This is a genomic window from Clostridium sp. UBA2485 (assembly GCF_002341865.1).
Lineage (GTDB): Bacteria > Bacillota > Clostridia > Clostridiales > Clostridiaceae > Clostridium_J.
In genome coordinates, this window is record NZ_DDOV01000119.1 from 107,187 (window position 1) to 125,793 (window position 18,607).

18 protein-coding genes are annotated in these 18,607 nt (G+C 29.1%); all 18 read right to left on the minus strand.

The window, feature by feature from the left end; translation table 11 throughout:
- Positions 1–5 precede the first annotated feature (5 nt).
- The 18 genes from B3603_RS22495 to B3603_RS22580 all read right to left on the minus strand — a co-directional run bounded on the left by B3603_RS22495 (position 6) and on the right by B3603_RS22580 (position 18,291).
- Positions 6–683, minus strand: a complete 678-nt coding sequence (locus tag B3603_RS22495; protein WP_291569082.1) for a hypothetical protein — start codon at positions 681–683, stop codon at positions 6–8.
- A gap of 346 nt (positions 684–1,029) precedes the next feature.
- The gene (locus B3603_RS22500) at positions 1,030–2,316 is read right to left on the minus strand and encodes an adenylosuccinate synthase (protein WP_291569083.1); all 1,287 of its coding nucleotides are present in this window, start codon (positions 2,314–2,316) and stop codon (positions 1,030–1,032) included.
- A gap of 276 nt (positions 2,317–2,592) precedes the next feature.
- Positions 2,593–3,588 (minus strand): 3'-5' exoribonuclease YhaM family protein, encoded by a 996-nt coding sequence (locus B3603_RS22505; protein WP_291569084.1) that lies wholly within the window; start codon positions 3,586–3,588, stop codon positions 2,593–2,595.
- Between the two features lie 210 nt (positions 3,589–3,798).
- A complete protein-coding gene (locus B3603_RS22510; protein ID WP_291569085.1) occupies positions 3,799–4,902 on the minus strand; it encodes a hypothetical protein in 1,104 nt (367 codons plus the stop codon).
- A 16-nt stretch (positions 4,903–4,918) separates the two neighbouring features.
- Positions 4,919–6,049: an SPFH domain-containing protein gene (locus tag B3603_RS22515; RefSeq protein ID WP_291569086.1), complete on the minus strand. Its 1,131-nt coding sequence runs from the start codon at positions 6,047–6,049 to the stop codon at positions 4,919–4,921.
- Positions 6,050–6,585: 536 nt separating this feature from the next.
- On the minus strand, positions 6,586–6,918 hold the full coding sequence (locus B3603_RS22520; RefSeq protein WP_291569087.1) for a TM2 domain-containing protein: 333 nt from the start codon (positions 6,916–6,918) through the stop codon (positions 6,586–6,588).
- A 290-nt stretch (positions 6,919–7,208) separates the two neighbouring features.
- Positions 7,209–8,123, minus strand: a complete 915-nt coding sequence (locus tag B3603_RS22525; RefSeq protein ID WP_291569088.1) for a CAP domain-containing protein — start codon at positions 8,121–8,123, stop codon at positions 7,209–7,211.
- A gap of 360 nt (positions 8,124–8,483) precedes the next feature.
- Positions 8,484–9,815, minus strand: a complete 1,332-nt coding sequence (locus tag B3603_RS22530) for a replicative DNA helicase (RefSeq protein WP_291569089.1) — start codon at positions 9,813–9,815, stop codon at positions 8,484–8,486.
- 104 nt (positions 9,816–9,919) lie between these two features.
- Complete coding sequence (gene lonC / locus B3603_RS22535; protein ID WP_291569100.1) at positions 9,920–11,776, minus strand: Lon family ATP-dependent protease; 1,857 nt, start codon at positions 11,774–11,776, stop codon at positions 9,920–9,922.
- 113 nt (positions 11,777–11,889) lie between these two features.
- Positions 11,890–12,333, minus strand: coding sequence for a 50S ribosomal protein L9 (gene rplI / locus B3603_RS22540; RefSeq protein ID WP_291569090.1), 444 nt, complete (start codon positions 12,331–12,333; stop codon positions 11,890–11,892).
- On the minus strand, positions 12,333–14,333 hold the full coding sequence (locus B3603_RS22545; protein WP_291569091.1) for a DHH family phosphoesterase: 2,001 nt from the start codon (positions 14,331–14,333) through the stop codon (positions 12,333–12,335). The genes rplI and B3603_RS22545 overlap by 1 nt, the downstream gene beginning before the upstream one ends.
- Positions 14,334–14,344: 11 nt before the next feature.
- A complete protein-coding gene (locus tag B3603_RS22550; protein ID WP_291569092.1) occupies positions 14,345–15,343 on the minus strand; it encodes a DUF2232 domain-containing protein in 999 nt (332 codons plus the stop codon).
- An 11-nt stretch (positions 15,344–15,354) separates the two neighbouring features.
- Positions 15,355–15,672: a MazG-like family protein gene (locus tag B3603_RS22555; RefSeq protein WP_291569093.1), complete on the minus strand. Its 318-nt coding sequence runs from the start codon at positions 15,670–15,672 to the stop codon at positions 15,355–15,357.
- 276 nt (positions 15,673–15,948) lie between these two features.
- A complete protein-coding gene (gene rpsR, locus B3603_RS22560) occupies positions 15,949–16,194 on the minus strand; it encodes a 30S ribosomal protein S18 (protein WP_291569094.1) in 246 nt (81 codons plus the stop codon).
- 20 nt (positions 16,195–16,214) lie between these two features.
- Positions 16,215–16,649: a single-stranded DNA-binding protein gene (locus tag B3603_RS22565; RefSeq protein ID WP_291569095.1), complete on the minus strand. Its 435-nt coding sequence runs from the start codon at positions 16,647–16,649 to the stop codon at positions 16,215–16,217.
- Positions 16,650–16,663: 14 nt separating this feature from the next.
- Positions 16,664–16,951: a 30S ribosomal protein S6 gene (rpsF, locus tag B3603_RS22570; protein ID WP_291569101.1), complete on the minus strand. Its 288-nt coding sequence runs from the start codon at positions 16,949–16,951 to the stop codon at positions 16,664–16,666.
- Positions 16,952–17,127: 176 nt separating this feature from the next.
- Positions 17,128–17,319, minus strand: coding sequence for a DUF951 domain-containing protein (locus B3603_RS22575; protein WP_291569096.1), 192 nt, complete (start codon positions 17,317–17,319; stop codon positions 17,128–17,130).
- Between the two features lie 276 nt (positions 17,320–17,595).
- On the minus strand, positions 17,596–18,291 hold the full coding sequence (locus tag B3603_RS22580; RefSeq protein WP_291569097.1) for a TraX family protein: 696 nt from the start codon (positions 18,289–18,291) through the stop codon (positions 17,596–17,598).
- Between the last annotated feature and the right edge of the window lie 316 nt (positions 18,292–18,607).

The following is an 18,607-nucleotide window of genomic DNA, read 5'->3' on the forward strand; positions in this document are numbered from 1 at the left end:
TCCATTTAGAAAGGCTTACTACCAAACCACCATGAACCTTGAGAAAGAAGTTGAACATTCATATATTTGTTCATAACTTCACCAATAGCTCTAATATCCTCATATCTATATGCAATTTGATTACTACCATATCCAGTACTTACTGGCTCTTTTGTTTTATATAAATCATATTGTAAATAGCCATCAAATAAGAAACCAGCCGCTAATGAACCAAGACCTACTACAGATGCCCAGTTTGCAATTTTTGTTGCGATAACAGAACTTGCAATTGAAACTCCAACTAACGCCGCAGCGGCAATTAACCCACCTATAATTGTACAAATAGCACCAATTGTTGTTACCGTTCTGCTTACATTTAATTTGTTGGTAGCTACATAAATAGGGTCATATGAACTTAAACTTCGAATAGTTGGCTCTGCTAAGTTTTCATTAAACGTTTCAATTTTTTCTATTGGTATCTCTTCTCCGTTCATAACCATGTAATCATCATTTTTGTTGTATGTTAATCTATAACTTTCTCCCTCACTGGTTGTAGTTATAACTTCAACATTATCTTCGTCTATTTTTGTAATACTCATATCTATGGTTAAGCCTTGTTCTTTCGCTACTAAAGTAAATGAAGTATCATTTTCACTATACTCAATATTCGTAGCTATAATCCCTTGATTTTCATTTATAGCCATAGCCTGTTAAGTCGGTGATACGAGTACGCTAAAAGTAAATACACTTACTATATACATAGCGATTTTTTTTAATTTAGATTTCATTATTTATTCCCCCTTAAACTTTGATATACCAAAATCATACTATATTATCATTTAAATGTAAATAAAGTAATAATATGTTTATATGATGCAATTATCATATTATAAATAATGTTTATATAAAATGTTATATTTTGCATAAACATTTTATGTAAAACTACTATGTAGACTATATGTTTTCCTACTTCACGGAGTTATCCACAGATTTGACTTTATTATAATTTCCTATAAATAAAAAAAGCACATGAAAATCATGTGCTTTTTATTATAATCCATTTACAACCATTGTTTGATCTCTTCTTGGTCCTACAGATACTATTGATGTTCTAACACCAGTAAATTCTTCTACTCTCTTTAAATATACTTTTGCATTCTCTGGTAATTCTTGATAAGTCCTAGCATCTGCAATACTATCATCCCAGCCATCAAACTCTTCGTATATTGGCTCACACTTAGCGAGATCTTCTAAGCTTGCTGGGAAATAGTCTATAATTTTATCCTCAAATTTATATCCAACACAAATCTTTAATTTTTCAAGTCCTGCTAATGTGTCTATTTTAGTTACTGCAAAGCTTGTAAGTCCTGACACTCTTGCTGCTGTTTTTAATATTACAAGGTCTAACCAACCACATCTTCTGCTTCTTCCTGTTGTTGTTCCATACTCATGACCTTTTTCTCTTATCCAATCGCCAACTTTATCATTTAATTCTGTTGGAAATGGTCCTTTGCCAACTCTTGTAGTATATGCCTTAACTACACCAACTGCACTATTTATCATTGTTGGTCCAATTCCTGTACCAACACATACCCCTCCAGCAGTAGTATTCGATGAAGTTACATATGGATATGAACCAAAATCTATATCAAGTAATGTACCTTGAGCTCCTTCAAATAAAACTTTTTTATTCTCTTTTATAGCATCAAATATTCTAACTGATGTATCTTGCACATAGGGTTTTAACCTTTTACCATAATCTAAATATTTAGCATAAACTTCTTCTAATTTTAAAGCTTCTCCACCATAAAGCTTAGTTATAGCTTTATTCTTATTCGGTAAATATTCTTCTAATTTAGTTTTTAAAACTTCAGGCTTTACAAGATCACAAACTCTTATTCCATTCCTATCAACTTTATCACTATAGCAAGGTCCTATTCCCTTACGAGTAGTCCCTATATCATTTTTACCCCTAGCTTCTTCTTTTAATTTATCTAATACCTTATGATATGGCATTATAACTTGTGCTCTATCACTTACTATTAATTTATTTGGAGTTATGTTCTCTCCTAGTCCTTCTAAGTATTCTATCTCTTTAAATAATGCTTCAGGATCTACAACTACTCCATTACCAATTATATTTAATTTTTCTTTATATAATATTCCTGAAGGAATTAAATGAAGTTTATATTGCTTATCTCCTACCTCAACAGTATGACCTGCGTTGTTTCCTCCTTGGAATCTAACAACTACATCTGCTTTTTCTGCAAGGTAGTCTGTGATTTTACCTTTACCTTCATCTCCCCATTGGGCTCCTAAAACTACAAATGATGACATTCTAATTCCTCTCTTTCGTAAATTTATTTTTTATCATAATTTCCATTGATATATTTAAAAATACTCCTTTTCACTCTAGTTGGTGTATTATATTAAAAGGCTAAATGTCAATCTTTAGTAGGCCCAACTATAAAATATTATCTAAATTCTCCGTACTATTTATCTATGATTTATATTGTCAAAATGATAAGATACGGCTAATATAATTGTGAATATTTCCTTTATATTTTAAATTAATTTTCCTAATATATTAGTAAAAATTACTTACATTGAAACCTATTGTTGCGAATTACTTATAAAACTTTTATATATATTAAGATTATCTAAACTCCATATTCGCTCAGAAAAACTACCTACTTCAGTATCTTTTAATGCTTTATTCATGTCATACATTCTAGCATCGATTATATCTAAATGATGTAAAAGTTCAGCCTCTGGTATCATAGGCTTTTTAGGACTTCCATATTCAGGTTCATAGTGATGTGTTAAAATCATATGTTGTAAAAGCATTACTACCTCTTTATCAGCCTTTACTTCTATACCAGCTTTTTCTACTAAATTGATACCCAGTATAATATGCCCTAAAAGCTGTCCTTCTATTGTATACTGAGACACTATTCCTAAATTACTAGCACTCATTTCATGGATCTTAGCAATATCATGAAGTATTACGCCTGCATATAATAAATCCTTATTCAAGTGAGTATATATTTCTAATAATTTTTCACCTGCTTTTAACATTGTAGTAATGTGATATAAAAGTCCACCTTTTACTGCATGATGATTAGATTTTGCAGCAGGATAATGAAATAACTTATCGCCGCAATCATCTATAATTTTCTCTGTTATATTTCTGAGATCTTTATTTTCTATTTTACAAATATAATCTAAAACAATTTCATACATGTCTTCAGATTTATGTGGTGCAGTAGGAACAAATTCCTCTATATTAATATCATCACTATCATTTATTGTTCTTATCTTATCTATTTTTAACTGAAGCTTACCTCTATATTCATTTACTATACCTCTAACCTTCACTAACATATTTTCACTAAATAATGTTTCAATCTCAGGTGAAACTTCCCAAAGCTTTGCATTTATTTCCCCTGTGCTGTCAGTTAAATTAACATCTAAGTATTTATTTGTGGTGCTATTATTAGTTAGTTTACATTCTACGGATTTTATTAAATAATAATTCTCTATTTTATCGCTCTTTTCAAATTCGCTTATTTTCTTAATCATAAAGTCTCCATTTCTTTTACATTCCATACTGTATCTCCTTAAAATTAATCAATAATAATTATTTACTTCTATCATTAATATTATAATATATTATATAGCCTTCTACATAAAAATATATTATAATGAACTATTTTAAATTCTTTATTCTACTTATCTAAATTAAATCACAATTTCACATACTTAAAAAGACATTTTATTTTTAGATGTTTCTTCTAAAAAATAAAATGCCTAGATTAATTATTTTATAAACTGATATATTATAAATATTATTGCTACTATTGATGCCATTATAAAGAATATCTTCCATCCACTTACAGGAGTTTCCCCTTGTATTTCTCCTGTTTGACCATTTATATAATACTTATAAACTTTATTTTTAAAACTATAACTTGAAATCCATATAGGAAGTAATATATGTTTAAACTTCACATCTTCAAAGGAAGTTTTTATATTTACATCTCTAACTTCATCAGCATTTATTTTATCAATTACATCTGAATGTATTATTTTATTTATATGTTCTTTAGCACTATTAAATCCAGTAACATGGTTTATTCCATAACGTTCAGCATAAAAACCAGATATAAACTCAGGATTATAATGAACTAATTCTTTCAAATCATATGGTTTAATTCTATTCATCAAATTCCCATCAAGTTGAGTAGAAGCATTTATAAGTACATCATCAAAGAATTTGCTATAATTTCCACTAGTCTGTCTCCATCTGGTCCTTCTCTCCTGCCTTGTTTTAGCAACTTGTTTACCATTTTCATTTTCATAATAAGTTACTGTAACATAATAATATGTTCCAGCTTCTGCTGTGTATGTAGAGTATGTTTCTGTATCATATGTCCAAAATGGAATATAGATTCCTTTAAGCTTATCACTTTGATGTCCATGTTTTAATGCTCTAGGGGCAAAAAAATGCTTTCCTATCCATTGAGTAAACTTTTTTTTAGCTTCTTTATCTCCTATTTTAAACGGTATAAGTGATTCTGGTACTATATTGCTCTCTTCTCTTTTAACTATATGTGATGATCCACAAAAAGCACAAAATTGAGCAGTATTATTTTTTTCTAAAATAGTTTCTGCACCACAGCTATCACAATGTATAACCCTAGTTTCCGTTCCCCAATCAGTATTTTGTTTATTGAGAGTGCTATAAAAATCATGCTCCTCTATATTTCCACCTTCAGCTTCAATCTTTTTATTATTTGAACAATAAGGGCATGATAACATCTTTATATTAGGATCGTAAATCATGTTTGCACCACAACCACTACAAGTAAATCTATCAGTGCCTTTTTTTGATTTTACTTCTTCATCAATTTTACTATTCATAATCTCCCCCTAATAACTAAGATTTAGCACCACATTCTGGACAAAACTTAGCATTTAAATCAAGCTCTGAACTACAATTTGAACATAATTTTTTTGTATTTTGAGGTGAGCCACATTCAGGACAGAATTTAACTCCATCTTGTATTTCAGCATTACATTTTATACATTTAATTTTTAAGTTTATGGTTTCTCCACACTCAGGACAGAACTTAGAGTTTTTATCAATTTCTGTACTGCATTTTTTACACTTTACTGTCTCTCTAGTACTCGCAGCTTGATTAGAATTTACAGTGTTAAGAGCGTTATTCATCATAGTTCCTATAGCAGAGCCTGCTCCTAATCCTGCACCCATTCCTGCAAATCCATTACCTTGATTTTGTGCTGCATCTCTTATTGCTTCAGATGCTTGATATTTGGCATATTGATCAATATTTCCTATAACTCCCATAGAAGTTCTCTTATCCATAACTTTTTCAACTTCTTCTGGAAGAGATATATTTTCTATAATAATATTTGTAAGACTAAGTCCCATAGCTTCAAAACGAGACTTTAATTTAATGGTGGATTGTTCTCCAAGCTCATCATAATATCTAGCAAGATCTAGCGCTGCTATATTGGTTTCTGCAAGTAAATCTGACATTCCAGAAACAATTAGTCTTTTTAACTGTCCATTTATATGCTCTGTATCAAAAATTTCACTAGTACCAAATATTTCTTTCATAAATATTACTGGATCTAAAACTTTAAAAGAATAAATTCCAAAAGCTCTAAGTCTAAGCATTCCAAATTCAGGATCTCTCATCATCACTGGATTTGTAGTACCCCATTTTTGATCCGTAAATTGCCTAGTATTTACAAAGTATACTTCTGCTTTAAAAGGAGAATTAAAACCATATTTCCATGATTTTAGTTTTGTTAATATAGGTAAATTCTGTGTAGTAAGCTCATATAATCCGGGAGTAAATACATCTGCAATCTGTCCTTCATTTATAAATATAGCTACTTGCGATTCCCTAACTGTTAACTTTGCACCCATTTTTATTTCTTTGTTCATTACTGGAAATCGATATACAATAGTATCTAAATTACTATTTGTCCATTCTATTACCTCTATAAATTGGCCTTTTAAAAAATTAAATAATCCCATAATAAATCCTCCTTCTAACTATAGTTGTCAATGTTTAATTATAAGCTAAAAACTTACATTAAAGTTTAAAATCTATATAATTGATTTAATTTTATCATATGATTTTCCTGTTATCTATATAAGTAAAATAATTCTTCAAAAGTCATTATATTATGAAATAAAAATACATAGCATTCTAGCTATGTGTTTTTATAAAATTAATATATATGTAAAAATAATTGATGTTTTTTAGTATTGTGATTATATCTATCCAATTCACAATTGTGGATATTTCTCAGCAAAAGCTGAGAAATTTAAAATTATTTATTTTTCAAGTGATGTAACCACTTCTTATAAAGAACTAGCAATTGTATTGCTAGTTAAAAAAATTAGTTTAAGAAATTAATTCGTAAAGAATTAATTTCAACCATAATTGTGAATTTTGCATTGTGAATTATTTAAAGTTGTGAATTGAAGTGTTTAGATAAACATTTGCATTTGGCTATGGATTAAGCTTTGAAGTAATATATCTATATATTTATTTCTTAGGAAATTATTTAAATGTTTTCTTCTTTATCACTAGCTACTAATTCTAATTCAGCATGTCTAACTAATCTTTTATTATCCTCATCTTTGAACTCCTCAAGTATGAGTGTAACAATATCAACTAATATCCAAATACCAAATCCACCTAAAGTTAAAAACATAATTATAGCCGTTCCTGCTTTTCCTACATAAAATCTATGGACACCTAAAAATCCAAATAAAATACATAGTACTAAAGTAATGTACCAACTTTTAATACTAACTTCTTCATATAAAATTTGTCCACAGTTTTTACATCTACTTAAATTTTCTTCATTACTGTAATTGCACTTTGAACATACCATAAAACTATCTCCTCTATATAAGCTTCATTAATATAATTTATGATATGTTCATAATGTATATAACTGAAAATGCTTAAAATTTATCTAATAAAAACTTAAAAGTAACTATAATTCTTTCATAAAAAGGTAGACCTACTTAAAGGCCTACCTTATATTTATCTTAGTCTCATTTTGAAAATAAGTATTTTCGTCATACTGTGTCGTCAAAATTTTATGATATCTAGAATCTATCCACTGTCTGATAGAAAATATACCACTGATTTTTGACTAGTTATTTTCTTTCATATGGTCTAGTTAGAAAATAGTTGAGTTTCATATGCCTTTAAATCTGAATCTCTAAATACTATACCTACACCTATTTTCTTAAATTCTTTATTTAATATATTAGCTCTGTGACCAGGTGAATTCATCCACTGTCCAACTATGTAACTAGCTGTAACACTAGCTTTATCTCTACCTTGACTCATTTGAATATTTTCACCAGAGGCTGTCCAATTTGTATAACCATTAATTTTCATCAAATTAGAAGGACTTCCAGAGATAGGAGAATTGTGATCAAAGAAGTTATTCTCTAACATTTCAGCAGATTTAATTCTAGCTATTCCTCTTAGTTTTTCTTCCATAACAAGTGGGGCTAGTCCCTGTTTTTCTCTCTCTATATTACATAATCTTAAAACTTCATCTTCAACTGCGTTTAGATATTCATAGTTACCTGATTTTACAGTATTATTTGTAGTTTCCGTTTTCGGTTTAGAAGCTGGCTTTGAAGTTTGCTTTGGAGTTGATTTAGGAGTTGATTTAACATTCGATTTAGCGGCATTTTTATTTGAACTTACAGTCTCTTTTTTCACTGGTGAAGCTGCCGGCTTTTTGCTTTCTTCAACTTTTTTATTATCTGTTACTGGCTTGCTTTGTTCTACAGTTTTATTAACAGCTACTGTATACTCTTGTACTTCACTAGTTGAGTTTTTATTATCATCTACTTTATTAGATTCAACCTTATTATCTGATACTTGTTTACTTAAAGTTTTATTATTAACCTCTTTTTTATCATCACTTTTTATTTTACTTTCTGCAATTTTTGATTCTTGTTGAATCTCATCCTTAATAGATGTCTCCGTATCTTGTTTAGCATTACTGCACCCACCTAATACAGTAGCTAAAGCTATAAGTATTACTACTACATTATTTTTTCTTCTTAGCATAAAAATTTCCCCCCTATGTATTTTTTATAAAGAAATTTAATGTTTGGTTTTAAGTATAATTGTATTTATCTTAAAATTCATTATTAAATCCTTTCCTATATAACCAAACATAACCAGAATAAATACATAAATCAGAATATAAGAACAAATTTTACAATTTTTATATAAAAATCCATGCATTTAAGAATAATAGTGTAACCCCTCATTTCTCCCTGATATGGAGTTTCAAATTTTCATTTATGTAATAATATTTATCCAATAATAATCTTAATTTCCATAAACTTCTTGGCATTATTTTTTTAAATTGTTCATAAGTCTAGCCTTTTTATGATTTTAGGCATATAAAAAGGAAGTAGTTTCCTACTCCCTATGGATTATATCTAATGATCCAAACTTACTATATTGTCCAAGCCATGCTAATTTTACTGTACCTACAGGGCCGTTTCTTTGTTTAGCAATTATACATTCAGCTACGTTTTTATCTTCACTTTCTTTGTCATAATACTCATCTCTGTATAAGAACATAACAAGGTCAGCATCCTGCTCAATAGAGCCTGATTCTCTAAGGTCTGAAAGCATAGGTCTATGGTCAGCACGTTGTTCAGGTGCACGAGAAAGCTGTGATAATGCTATTACTGGACACTTCAGCTCCTTAGCAATAGCTTTTATACTTCTTGATATTTCTGAAACTTCCTGTTGTCTACTTTCTCCACCACTTCCACTCATAAGCTGAAGATAGTCTATTAAAATCATATCTATTCCATGCTCCATCTTTAATCTTCTACATTTAGATCGCATCTCCATTATAGATACACCTGCTGTATCATCTATAAATATTTTTGCATCCGCCAGTGGTCCAGAAGCCCTTGCGATATTTTCCCAATCTCTTTCATCAAGATTTCCCGTTCTTAACTTAAGCATATCTACATTTGCTTCAGCACATAAAAGTTTATAGGCCAATTGCTCTTTGCTCATCTCTAAAGAAAATATAGCAACACTTTTGCCTGCTCTAAGCGCAGCATGTTGAGCTAAGTTTAATGCAAAAGTAGTTTTTCCCATAGAAGGTCTAGCTGCTATAAGAACCATATCACCACTTTGAAATCCTGATGTCTTTTCATCTAAATCTTTAAATCCAGATGGTACACCTGTAGTTTCTCCTTTATTGTTATAAATTCTTTCTATTTCTTCAAAGCCTCTTTCAAGTACAGTGCTCATAGGCTCAAAATCACTTGTATTTTTCTTTTCTGATATATTAAATACATTTTTTTCTGCTAAATCTACTACTGCATCAACATCATCTTGCTTATTGTAGCTTGTTTCTATAATCTCTGTTGCACTTCTAATAAGCCTTCTTAAAGTTGACTTGTCTTCAACAATCTGTATGTAAGAGGTAAGATTGGCAGTAGAAGGTACAGAACCACTTATTTCTGTAATATAAGATATTCCTCCTGCCTCATCTAGCTTTTCTGTGGATCTTAAATGCTCTATCAAAGTTATCATATCTACAGGTATATCCTTTTGATATAACTCCTTTATAGATTTAAATATAATTTTATGTGAATCTCTATAAAAATCTTCACCTTCTAAAGTCTCAGCAGCTGCAGCAATGGCAGCTTTATCTATAAGCATTGACCCTAGAACGGATTGTTCTGCTTCAAGATTATGAGGCATACTTCTAAGAGGTGCGTTCATGACATCATCTCCTTAAACACTCTTATATTAATTATAACCCTGCTAATAAAAGTTATAGCAGGGTTATAATTAATTTTTTAATTTAAATTATATTCGAATATATATTAAAATACAATCTCTAATAGTTCTTCTATAGTTGATACAGCTATAACTTGTATATCTGAAAGTCCTAGAGGTACTTCATTTATATTATCCTTAGGAATGATAACTGTTTTGATGCCTTTTCTTCTAGCACCATATACTTTTTCAAATATTCCCCCTACTGGCTTAACCTTTCCTCTCAGTGATATCTCTCCTGTAATTGCTATATCCTGCCTTAATGGTTTATCTAGTAACGCACTTATAATACATACAGTTATAGCTACTCCGGCTGAAGGGCCATCTATATTTCCTCCTCCAACTACGTTAACATGTATGTCATAATCCTTAATATCTTTATTTGTAATTTTTCTTATTACTGATGCTGCATTAAACACTGAATCTTTTGCCATGCTTCCAGCGGTTTCATTAAACCTAACTACTCCTGCCCCCTTAGTTTTAGCTTCAAAAACTGAAGCTTCAATTTCTAAGGTTGAACCTAAATATCCAGCTACTCCTAAACCATAAATTTGACCTATTTCCTTATCATTAGTAAGCACTACTTCTTCGTAAGGTTTTAATCTACTAATAGATATAACCTCCTGTAAAGCTTTCATGGTTATTGTAGTTCTATAACTACTATCATCATCATTATTATATAATACATAACCATAAACATCAGCTAATATATTTACAGCTTTTCTTCCTTCAATAGTATATCTGCTAATTTCTTTAGCTACATTTTCTTCAAGGTTAACATTAAGCTTATTAGCAGCATTTTTAACTATATTCTCTATATCTCTTGGCGATAATGGTTCAAAATACACTTCAGTACATCTTGATCTTAATGCTGGATTTATCTCACTAGGTTCTCTAGTAGTGGCCCCTATAAGTACAAAATCTGCTGGTGCACCATTATCAAATAAATATTTTATATACTTTGGAGTTTGTTCATCATCAGGATCATAATAAGAAGATGAAAATTCAACTCTCTTATCTTCTAAAACCTTTAATAATTTATTTTGAAGAATACTGTCTAATTCTCCAATTTCATCAATAAATAATACTCCACCATGAGCATCTGTAACTAAGCCTGGCTTTGGTTCAGGAATTCCCACTTCTGCTAAATCTCTTTTACTTCCTTGATAGATTGGATCATGGACAGAACCTAAAAGAGGATTTGCAATTTCTCTAGGGTCCCATCTTAATGTTGTTCCGTCTACTTCAACAAATTTAACATCTTCATTATAGGGAGTATGCTTAAGCTTTTTAGCTTCTTCTAAGGCTAATCTTGCAGCAGTAGTTTTTCCTACTCCAGGCGGTCCATATAGTATAATATGCTGAGGATATGGAGAAGCCATTTTTGATATCAATGATTTTATTGCTCTTTCTTGTCCGATGATTTCTGAAAAACTTTCAGGTCTTAGCATAGACATTATATTTTTAGTAAGTTTTTTAGAGTCTAAAATCTCAAGCTCTGCATACTTTCTAAGGGTTTTTGCATTTTCAGGACCCTTTTGTTTTTTAATTATTGAAAGTCTTACCTCATCTACATACTTATCTTGTTTCTCTATTAAATATTGCTCAACATCTTTTTCTATTTTATTTTGAACATATCTTTTAGCAACTATATCTGCTAACAGTTTGCTTGTCTCTTCTAACACCTCTGACATATTAGCGCTATTAGGAACAATATCTATGCCCTTTCCATTACTTATAATCTTATTTGCTGCATATAATCTTCTATTAACATCATGACTATCTATGTGTTTTTGAAGCTTAAATTTAACTATTCTTGACTTTATAGTGCCTTCTTCTATCACCTTATACATCAATTCGTATAATACATCTACCTGCATATCAAGTGGTAATATCTTATCCATATCGTTACTGTACAGGTCATTAACTGATAATATATTCAAATTTAATCCGCTTTAGTAAGTGTACCAAGCACTACACCTACTAAAGCGTTTCCTCCCTTCAGTTTATAAAATTACTACTGTTCACTAACAACAACCTTAATTTTAGTAGATACTTCAGGATATAGTTTTACTTCTATCTCAAAAGCTCCCATAGTTTTTATTGTATCTGTTACTATTTTCTTTTTATCAATATCTACATTATATTGTTTATTTAAGGCTGTAGCTATATCCTTGCTTGTTATAGCTCCAAATAATCTTCCATTATCTCCAGATTTAGCTGTTATTTTAACTTCCTTATCTTTAAGATCTGCTGCTAATTTTTGAGCCGCCTCTATTTCAGCTAACTTTTTCTTTCTTTCAGCTTCGTTCTTTTTATTTAAAACATGCATATTGGCATCATTTGCCTCTTGAGCTAATTTTTTAGGGAATAAAAAGTTTCTTGCATATCCATCTGATGCATTTACTACATCCCCTTTTTTCCCTACTCCCTTAACATCTTGTAATAATATAACTTTCATTATTTTTCACCTTCCCTTAAGTATTTATCTATAGCTTCTTTTAGCATTTCCTCAGCTTCGTCTAAAGTTACAGATTTTATCCTGGCACCAGCCATCATTAAGTGACCACCACCACCTAAGGACTCAAGTATAACTTGCACATTTATATCCCCAAGAGATCTTGCACTAATATATGCATCTAATCCCATTTTAACAATAACAAAGGATGCTTGGATACCTGTAATATTTAGCAGTTCATCCGCTGCTTGTGCAGTTAATACAGTATTTTCTATATCTGGTGGACACTGTGCAATTGCTAATCCATTATCAATTTTAGCATTTTTCATTATCTCTGTTCTTAAAATATAATGATTTAAATCCTCACTAAAAATCTTTTTAACCTCAGTAGTATCAGCACCTAACCTTCTTAAAAAAGCTGCTGCTTCAAAGGTTCTAACTCCAGTCTTAAAATGAAAATTTTTAGTATCTAAGCAAATTCCTGCAAGTAAGCTTACTGCTTCCACTGGTTTTAATGATGGCTTTTCAACCATATATTGTAGAATTTCTGTAACTAATTCGGAAGTTGAAGATGCATAAGTTTCTATATAGCTTAGTAAAGTATTTTGAATATAATCTTTAGCCTTCCTATGATGGTCTATAATTACTACTCTTTCAAAATTATTTACTATATCCATTGATAGTACATGACTTTCGTTATGAACGTCAACTAGAATCAATATACTTTTATCATCCTTATAATCTAAGCATTGTTCAACACTAACAAAAGTTTCTTTGTAATCGTCATCTTTTTCTAGTCTCACCAATAACTCTTTAATTGAATTATTATGTTCATCTAATACAATATTACATTCTTTTCCTATAGATTTTACAGTACTGTATAGTCCTACAGCAGCTCCTATAGAATCAAGATCAGGGTTTTTATGTCCCATAATATAAACATTACTACTTTCGTTTATAAGTTCAAGTAGTGCATGAGCTATTACTCTAGCTCTTACTTTAGTCCTCTTCTCTATCTCTTTAGTTTTTCCTCCATAGAAAGATAATTTTTCAAAACTTTTTACAACTGCTTGATCTCCACCACGACCTAATGCTAAATCTTTTGCAGCTTCTGCAAATTCTAGATTTTGGGCTGGAGTACTTCCTCCTCTACCAATACCCATACTTAATGTTACTGCTAATTTATTTCCAACATTTATTTCTCTAACATTATCTAAAATATCAAATTTTTTTTCTAATTCTTTTTCAATATACTTGTCTTGGACCGTAAGTACATATTTATTAGATTGATATTTCTTAATCATAGCATTAAGATTTTGACCATAGCTATTTATTGTTCTTTCAATATCTGCTTTAAGCTGAGGAGCACTATCTTCTACTGTATTTTTTATCACATCATCTAAATTATCTACCTCAATTAATATGACACTTTCTTTATTATCACTAATATCTTTTATTAACTTAATTTTTTCAGTTACATCATAAAAGTATAAAAGTACTATTTTATCATTTTCACTTTGAGAAATTTCAGTATCTACTACATTAGTATAAATATCATAATAATCATCTGCAATATTTACTGCCTTATAAGAATTTTTCTTACCTTCTAATATCTGCTTTACGTTAAATTCTTTTACAACTTCTTTTATACTTTCACCTATTATTTGTTTTCCATCAAGTTTTACAGAAATATTTTGGTTATACCAAAGTATATTTCCTTTTCCACTTATCATTATTAATGGAAATGGTAGGTTTGAAAGTGTACTTGTAGTAGCTACATCCATCTTAGAAGATATGTTTTCTATAAACTTTTTCCACTCATAGTTTTTAACCTTTGAATTCTTTACATTGTATACAACTAATATTAAATAAAACACTAATGAAATTAACGCTATTTCATAATGTTTTAACCAAAACAATAGTAGTATAAACAAAGCTATTACAACCATATAAAGCTTATTATTATTAGTAAAATAACTGTAATTTTCTTCTTTAATTTTCATATAAAGCTCCTTTACCTTCTTAATATTCTATATGGATCTAGCTTCCTAAAATCTAGAATCATTTCTCCTATTCCTACTAAAATATATATATTTGTTAGTTTTAAGAAAAAAGTAAATATTATTATAATAAAGGTTAAAGTCTTGGAAAATTTCTTTTTATGAATTAAATAATAGCTAATTGTTGCTACACCATTTATTGCAAAGGTCATTATAGCAAATCCAGATGTTGCTATAAGTATATAATTACCATTTATTATGCCCTTAGATTGAAGAATAATTGATAAGCAAACTAAAGCTATTAACAATGCTCCAAATAAATTAGTTATATAAAAATGCGTAAAAGAAAGAACATTAACTGATTTTTCTTTTAATCTGCTTAAAACTACCCTACTAATAGTCATATTAATATAGGCAGAAATAAAGTTGTAAAATGCTATACCTATGGGAATATATCCTATAAGAACATCCTTAGTTAAAAACTTTTCCATTTGATCCATAAATATAAGACGTTCTTCAGAAATCCCCATATCTAAATAAGCTTTTTTAGTAAGTTCTAAAGATTCCTTCATATATTGCGATGTAGTTATGAAAAAATTATTCAAGAAATCCATTATGCTTTTCTTTTCAACTAGCCATATTGTAAATAATAAAGTTAGTACAGTAGATAAAATTCCTGATAAAATTAACGCTATTAGAGTAAAATATGAACTTTTTTCTGACTTAATACAATATCCTAAAGTTAAACCTACAATAGCGTAATCTAAGGCAGCTGTAATTGCTGTTATAGGATTTATTACAAAGCAGGTTAAAATAATACTAACTACAATACAACTAATAGTAGTCTTAAAGTCTTGTCTTAAATAAAGTACGGTAATTGGTATTGGAAGAAGTGCTGTTCCTACTATAGACAATACTGGAACATATGCTGTCATAATAATTAGAATAATTATAAATACTGACATAAATGCTGCTTCCATTATAGATTTAGTGCTATATTTTTGATCTTTCATTCTTTCCTCCGTTAGTTTCTCTCTTTTAAATGATTGTAAAGCTTGCTTAAATCTTTACCTTCTCTTTCTAAGTTATCTTCTTCAACTATTCCTAATTTAAGCTTTCTTTTCATACTCTCATCTACTGCTAAATGAGAATATCCTAGCCTTTCCGCTAACATATACAATATTATTATTGCACCTGAAATGCAATCTAAAATAGCATCTTGAGCTACATTGCTACCTTTACTTAGCAATTTAAAAAAATCTCCTATAACACATAACAGCTCAGCTTTTAAATTTTCAATAATCTTTACACTAGACATGATATTAAAATCTTCTTTTCTCATATCCCCAATCCTTTCCTAAGCTATAAATCTATTTTAGTTTTTTTTCAATATTTATGCAATAAGATATTGACATTAGGAGCATTTTATTATAATTTATAAAGTTACATAAATATATTTATAAATTAATTAATGTATTATAGCCATTTACATATTATGGTTTATATTATACTATAAAATTCAAATTAAACCTACAACTCTATATTTAACATTTATTTAAAATCAATTTCTATATAAAACAAAAGCAGCTTCCTTTCGGTTGCTGCTTTACTTTATTTACTATTCTGTTGTGAATGGTAATAAAGCTATGTTTCTAGCTCTCTTGATAGATACAGTTAACATTCTTTGGTGCTTAGCACAGTTTCCAGAAATTCTTCTTGGTAATATTTTACCTCTTTCTGTAACGTACTTTCTTAATTTATTTATATCTTTATAGTCAATAGCTGTAGCTTTATCTATACAGAATGAGCAAACTTTTCTTTTAGCTCTTTTTCTATTTCCGCCTTTTTTACGATCCATTGCCATTACGCTCTCCTCCTTACCTATTAAAATGGAATGTCCTCGCCATCATCCATAGGAGTTATATCAGTTGATACAAGATCATCCTGTGGGAATCCGCCGTGGTCATAATTGTTAGTTCTTGTATTCATATCTGATGATTTTTCTCCCCATTCAAGGAAATGAACTTCATCAGCAACAACTTCAGTTACATATCTTCTTGTACCGTCTTTTGCTTCATAAGAACGAGTTTCTATTCTACCAGCTACACTTATAAGTTTACCCTTACTCATATAGTTAGCAGTGCTCTCAGCTTGCTTTCCCCAAACCACTACTGGAATGAAGTCTGCTTCTGGTTGCCCTTCTTTCTTAAATCTTCTGTTAACGGCAACAGTAAAAGTGGTTACAGCTGTTCCTGTACCTGGAGTAAATTTTAACTCTGGGTCTTTTGTTAATCTTCCGATTAAAACAACTTTATTCATAAAAACACCACCTACTAGTTTTCTGGATTGATTATGATATGTCTTATAACAGTGTCATTGATTCTGAATACTCTATCTAACTCTTTAGGTAAGTCAGCTTCTGATTTGAAGTTGATTAGAGTGTAGTGACCTTCATTAACTTTTGCGATTTCGTAAGCAAGCTTTCTCTTACCCCAAACGTCAACATTTTCGATCTCTCCACCATTGTTCTCTATTACACCTTTAAATTTTTCGATATTAGCTTTAACAGCTTCCTCGTCTAATGATGGGTGTAATATGAATATAGTTTCATATGCTCTCATTAGTTTCACCTCCTCCCCTCGGACTAACGGCTGTGCTATACACAGCAGGGATTACATCAATACATTTTACCATTTTAAAATTAAAAAATCAAGTAAAATATAAATAATTATTATTTTATGTAGAATTTTCTACATATTTAGGAATTTATTTAATTATGCCCCATAAATAAACTTATTTATTCTTCGCCTTCTTTTATTACCTTTTTTATAGAACTTTCAAATTTACTTCTAGGAAGCATAATTATTCTTTCACATCCTAGACATTTTATCTTTATATCAGCGCCCATTCTTATAATTTTCCATCTCTTACTTCCACAAGGGTGAGTTTTTTTAGTTTCAACAATATCATTTATATCAAAATCTTTCATAAAATTATCATCCCTTCTATTGCCTTAATTTTTTAATGGTTTTTCATATAAAAAACAAATTAAATTACAATATTAAAATTTCTTTTCTAAATTTATTATACTATACAAAATAAATAAAAAATCAATAATCTTTATATAAATATTATCGGTTTTTCTATATAAAATATGATCAATTTATTAGAAATTACAATATAAAATATTACTTTTGAGCTTTATAAAAAATTAAAGATTGTACATAAACAAAGAAATTGCATAATTTTTATGCAATTTCTTTGTTTATAGATTTATCTTTATAAGATAAATAACTAAAAGATGAAGAGGATAAAATACATAAAATGCATATTTTATATTCTTACCTTTTTTACCATTATAATATTTTATTGGTATAAGAGCTAATATAGAAAAAAGTTGTTCCCACATTTGGAGATTTAAAAGTGCTATTAATGGAACACCATAAGCTAACATATACAACATATAAATTATTTGAGAGATACCTATAAGAAGTATCTGCTTTTTAGCCATTTTATTAAAATTATCATGATATTTGAAGAAAAAGTATATCATAAATATTCCCATAAAATCTCCATCTATACGCAGGAAAAATGCTAAAATTGCAATCCTCCAAATGATGATAATATTATGTTTTAACTTTAAACTATCATATAGCCATATAGCTATAAGCCCTAAAAATAAATCAAAAATAGTGTTTAGTGCTAGAAAGTTTTCTCCAAAAGCTTGTCTAAATACGGTAATAAACGGTAATTGAGATATTAAAGCAATTATTAATAATCTTAAAGCATATTTTTTTCTATTTCTTGTTTTTATATAGCCCTCAGCAATAAAATAGCAAAATATAGGAAAAGCCAACCGACCTATAATTTTAAAAATCATAATTTGCGGATAAAAAACAGTACCTATATGATCTAAAAGCATTGTTATCATAGCAAAAATCTTTAGCTGAGTTGAATTCATTTCTATTACCTCCATAAATTTATTTCTCAATACAAATATAAACTCTATTTTTAAGGGTAAGTTTAAATTTTTGATTCATCTTAAAATTCTACAAAACATGGTTAGTATGTTATGCTAAATATAACTATGTTAGTAAATTTTAAAAAATATTTCCAATAGAATTTATAGTTTATATTACTTTAAAAGTTTAGATTAACATATAATTTATTTAATACTTAAAAATGATATTTTTTATAGTTAAAAGTACTAGTATATCTCTATATAGAAAAGCCATTAGTTATTATTTTGAAATATAAATAATAACTAATGGCTTTTC

Bases quoted from the DNA above. Each gene is read 5' to 3' on its own strand.
- B3603_RS22510 (WP_291569085.1), bottom strand. From the start codon at position 4,902: ATGAATAGTAAAATTGATGAAGAAGTAAAATCAAAAAAAGGCACTGAT.
- B3603_RS22525 (WP_291569088.1), bottom strand. From the start codon at position 8,123: ATGCTAAGAAGAAAAAATAATGTAGTAGTAATACTTATAGCTTTAGCT.
- lonC (WP_291569100.1), bottom strand. From the start codon at position 11,776: ATGGATAAGATATTACCACTTGATATGCAGGTAGATGTATTATACGAA.
- rpsF (WP_291569101.1), bottom strand. From the start codon at position 16,951: ATGAGAGCATATGAAACTATATTCATATTACACCCATCATTAGACGAG.
- rplI (WP_291569090.1), bottom strand. From the start codon at position 12,333: ATGAAAGTTATATTATTACAAGATGTTAAGGGAGTAGGGAAAAAAGGG.
- B3603_RS22545 (WP_291569091.1), bottom strand. From the start codon at position 14,333: ATGAAAATTAAAGAAGAAAATTACAGTTATTTTACTAATAATAATAAG.
- B3603_RS22520 (WP_291569087.1), bottom strand. From the start codon at position 6,918: ATGGTATGTTCAAAGTGCAATTACAGTAATGAAGAAAATTTAAGTAGA.
- B3603_RS22580 (WP_291569097.1), bottom strand. From the start codon at position 18,291: ATGAATTCAACTCAGCTAAAGATTTTTGCTATGATAACAATGCTTTTA.
- B3603_RS22505 (WP_291569084.1), bottom strand. From the start codon at position 3,588: ATGGAATGTAAAAGAAATGGAGACTTTATGATTAAGAAAATAAGCGAA.
- B3603_RS22575 (WP_291569096.1), bottom strand. From the start codon at position 17,319: ATGAAAGATTTTGATATAAATGATATTGTTGAAACTAAAAAAACTCAC.
- B3603_RS22550 (WP_291569092.1), bottom strand. From the start codon at position 15,343: ATGAAAGATCAAAAATATAGCACTAAATCTATAATGGAAGCAGCATTT.
- B3603_RS22555 (WP_291569093.1), bottom strand. From the start codon at position 15,672: ATGAGAAAAGAAGATTTTAATATCATGTCTAGTGTAAAGATTATTGAA.
- B3603_RS22500 (WP_291569083.1), bottom strand. From the start codon at position 2,316: ATGTCATCATTTGTAGTTTTAGGAGCCCAATGGGGAGATGAAGGTAAA.
- B3603_RS22565 (WP_291569095.1), bottom strand. From the start codon at position 16,649: ATGAATAAAGTTGTTTTAATCGGAAGATTAACAAAAGACCCAGAGTTA.
- B3603_RS22495 (WP_291569082.1), bottom strand. From the start codon at position 683: ATGGCTATAAATGAAAATCAAGGGATTATAGCTACGAATATTGAGTAT.
- rpsR (WP_291569094.1), bottom strand. From the start codon at position 16,194: ATGGCAATGGATCGTAAAAAAGGCGGAAATAGAAAAAGAGCTAAAAGA.
- B3603_RS22530 (WP_291569089.1), bottom strand. From the start codon at position 9,815: ATGAACGCACCTCTTAGAAGTATGCCTCATAATCTTGAAGCAGAACAA.
- B3603_RS22515 (WP_291569086.1), bottom strand. From the start codon at position 6,049: ATGGGATTATTTAATTTTTTAAAAGGCCAATTTATAGAGGTAATAGAA.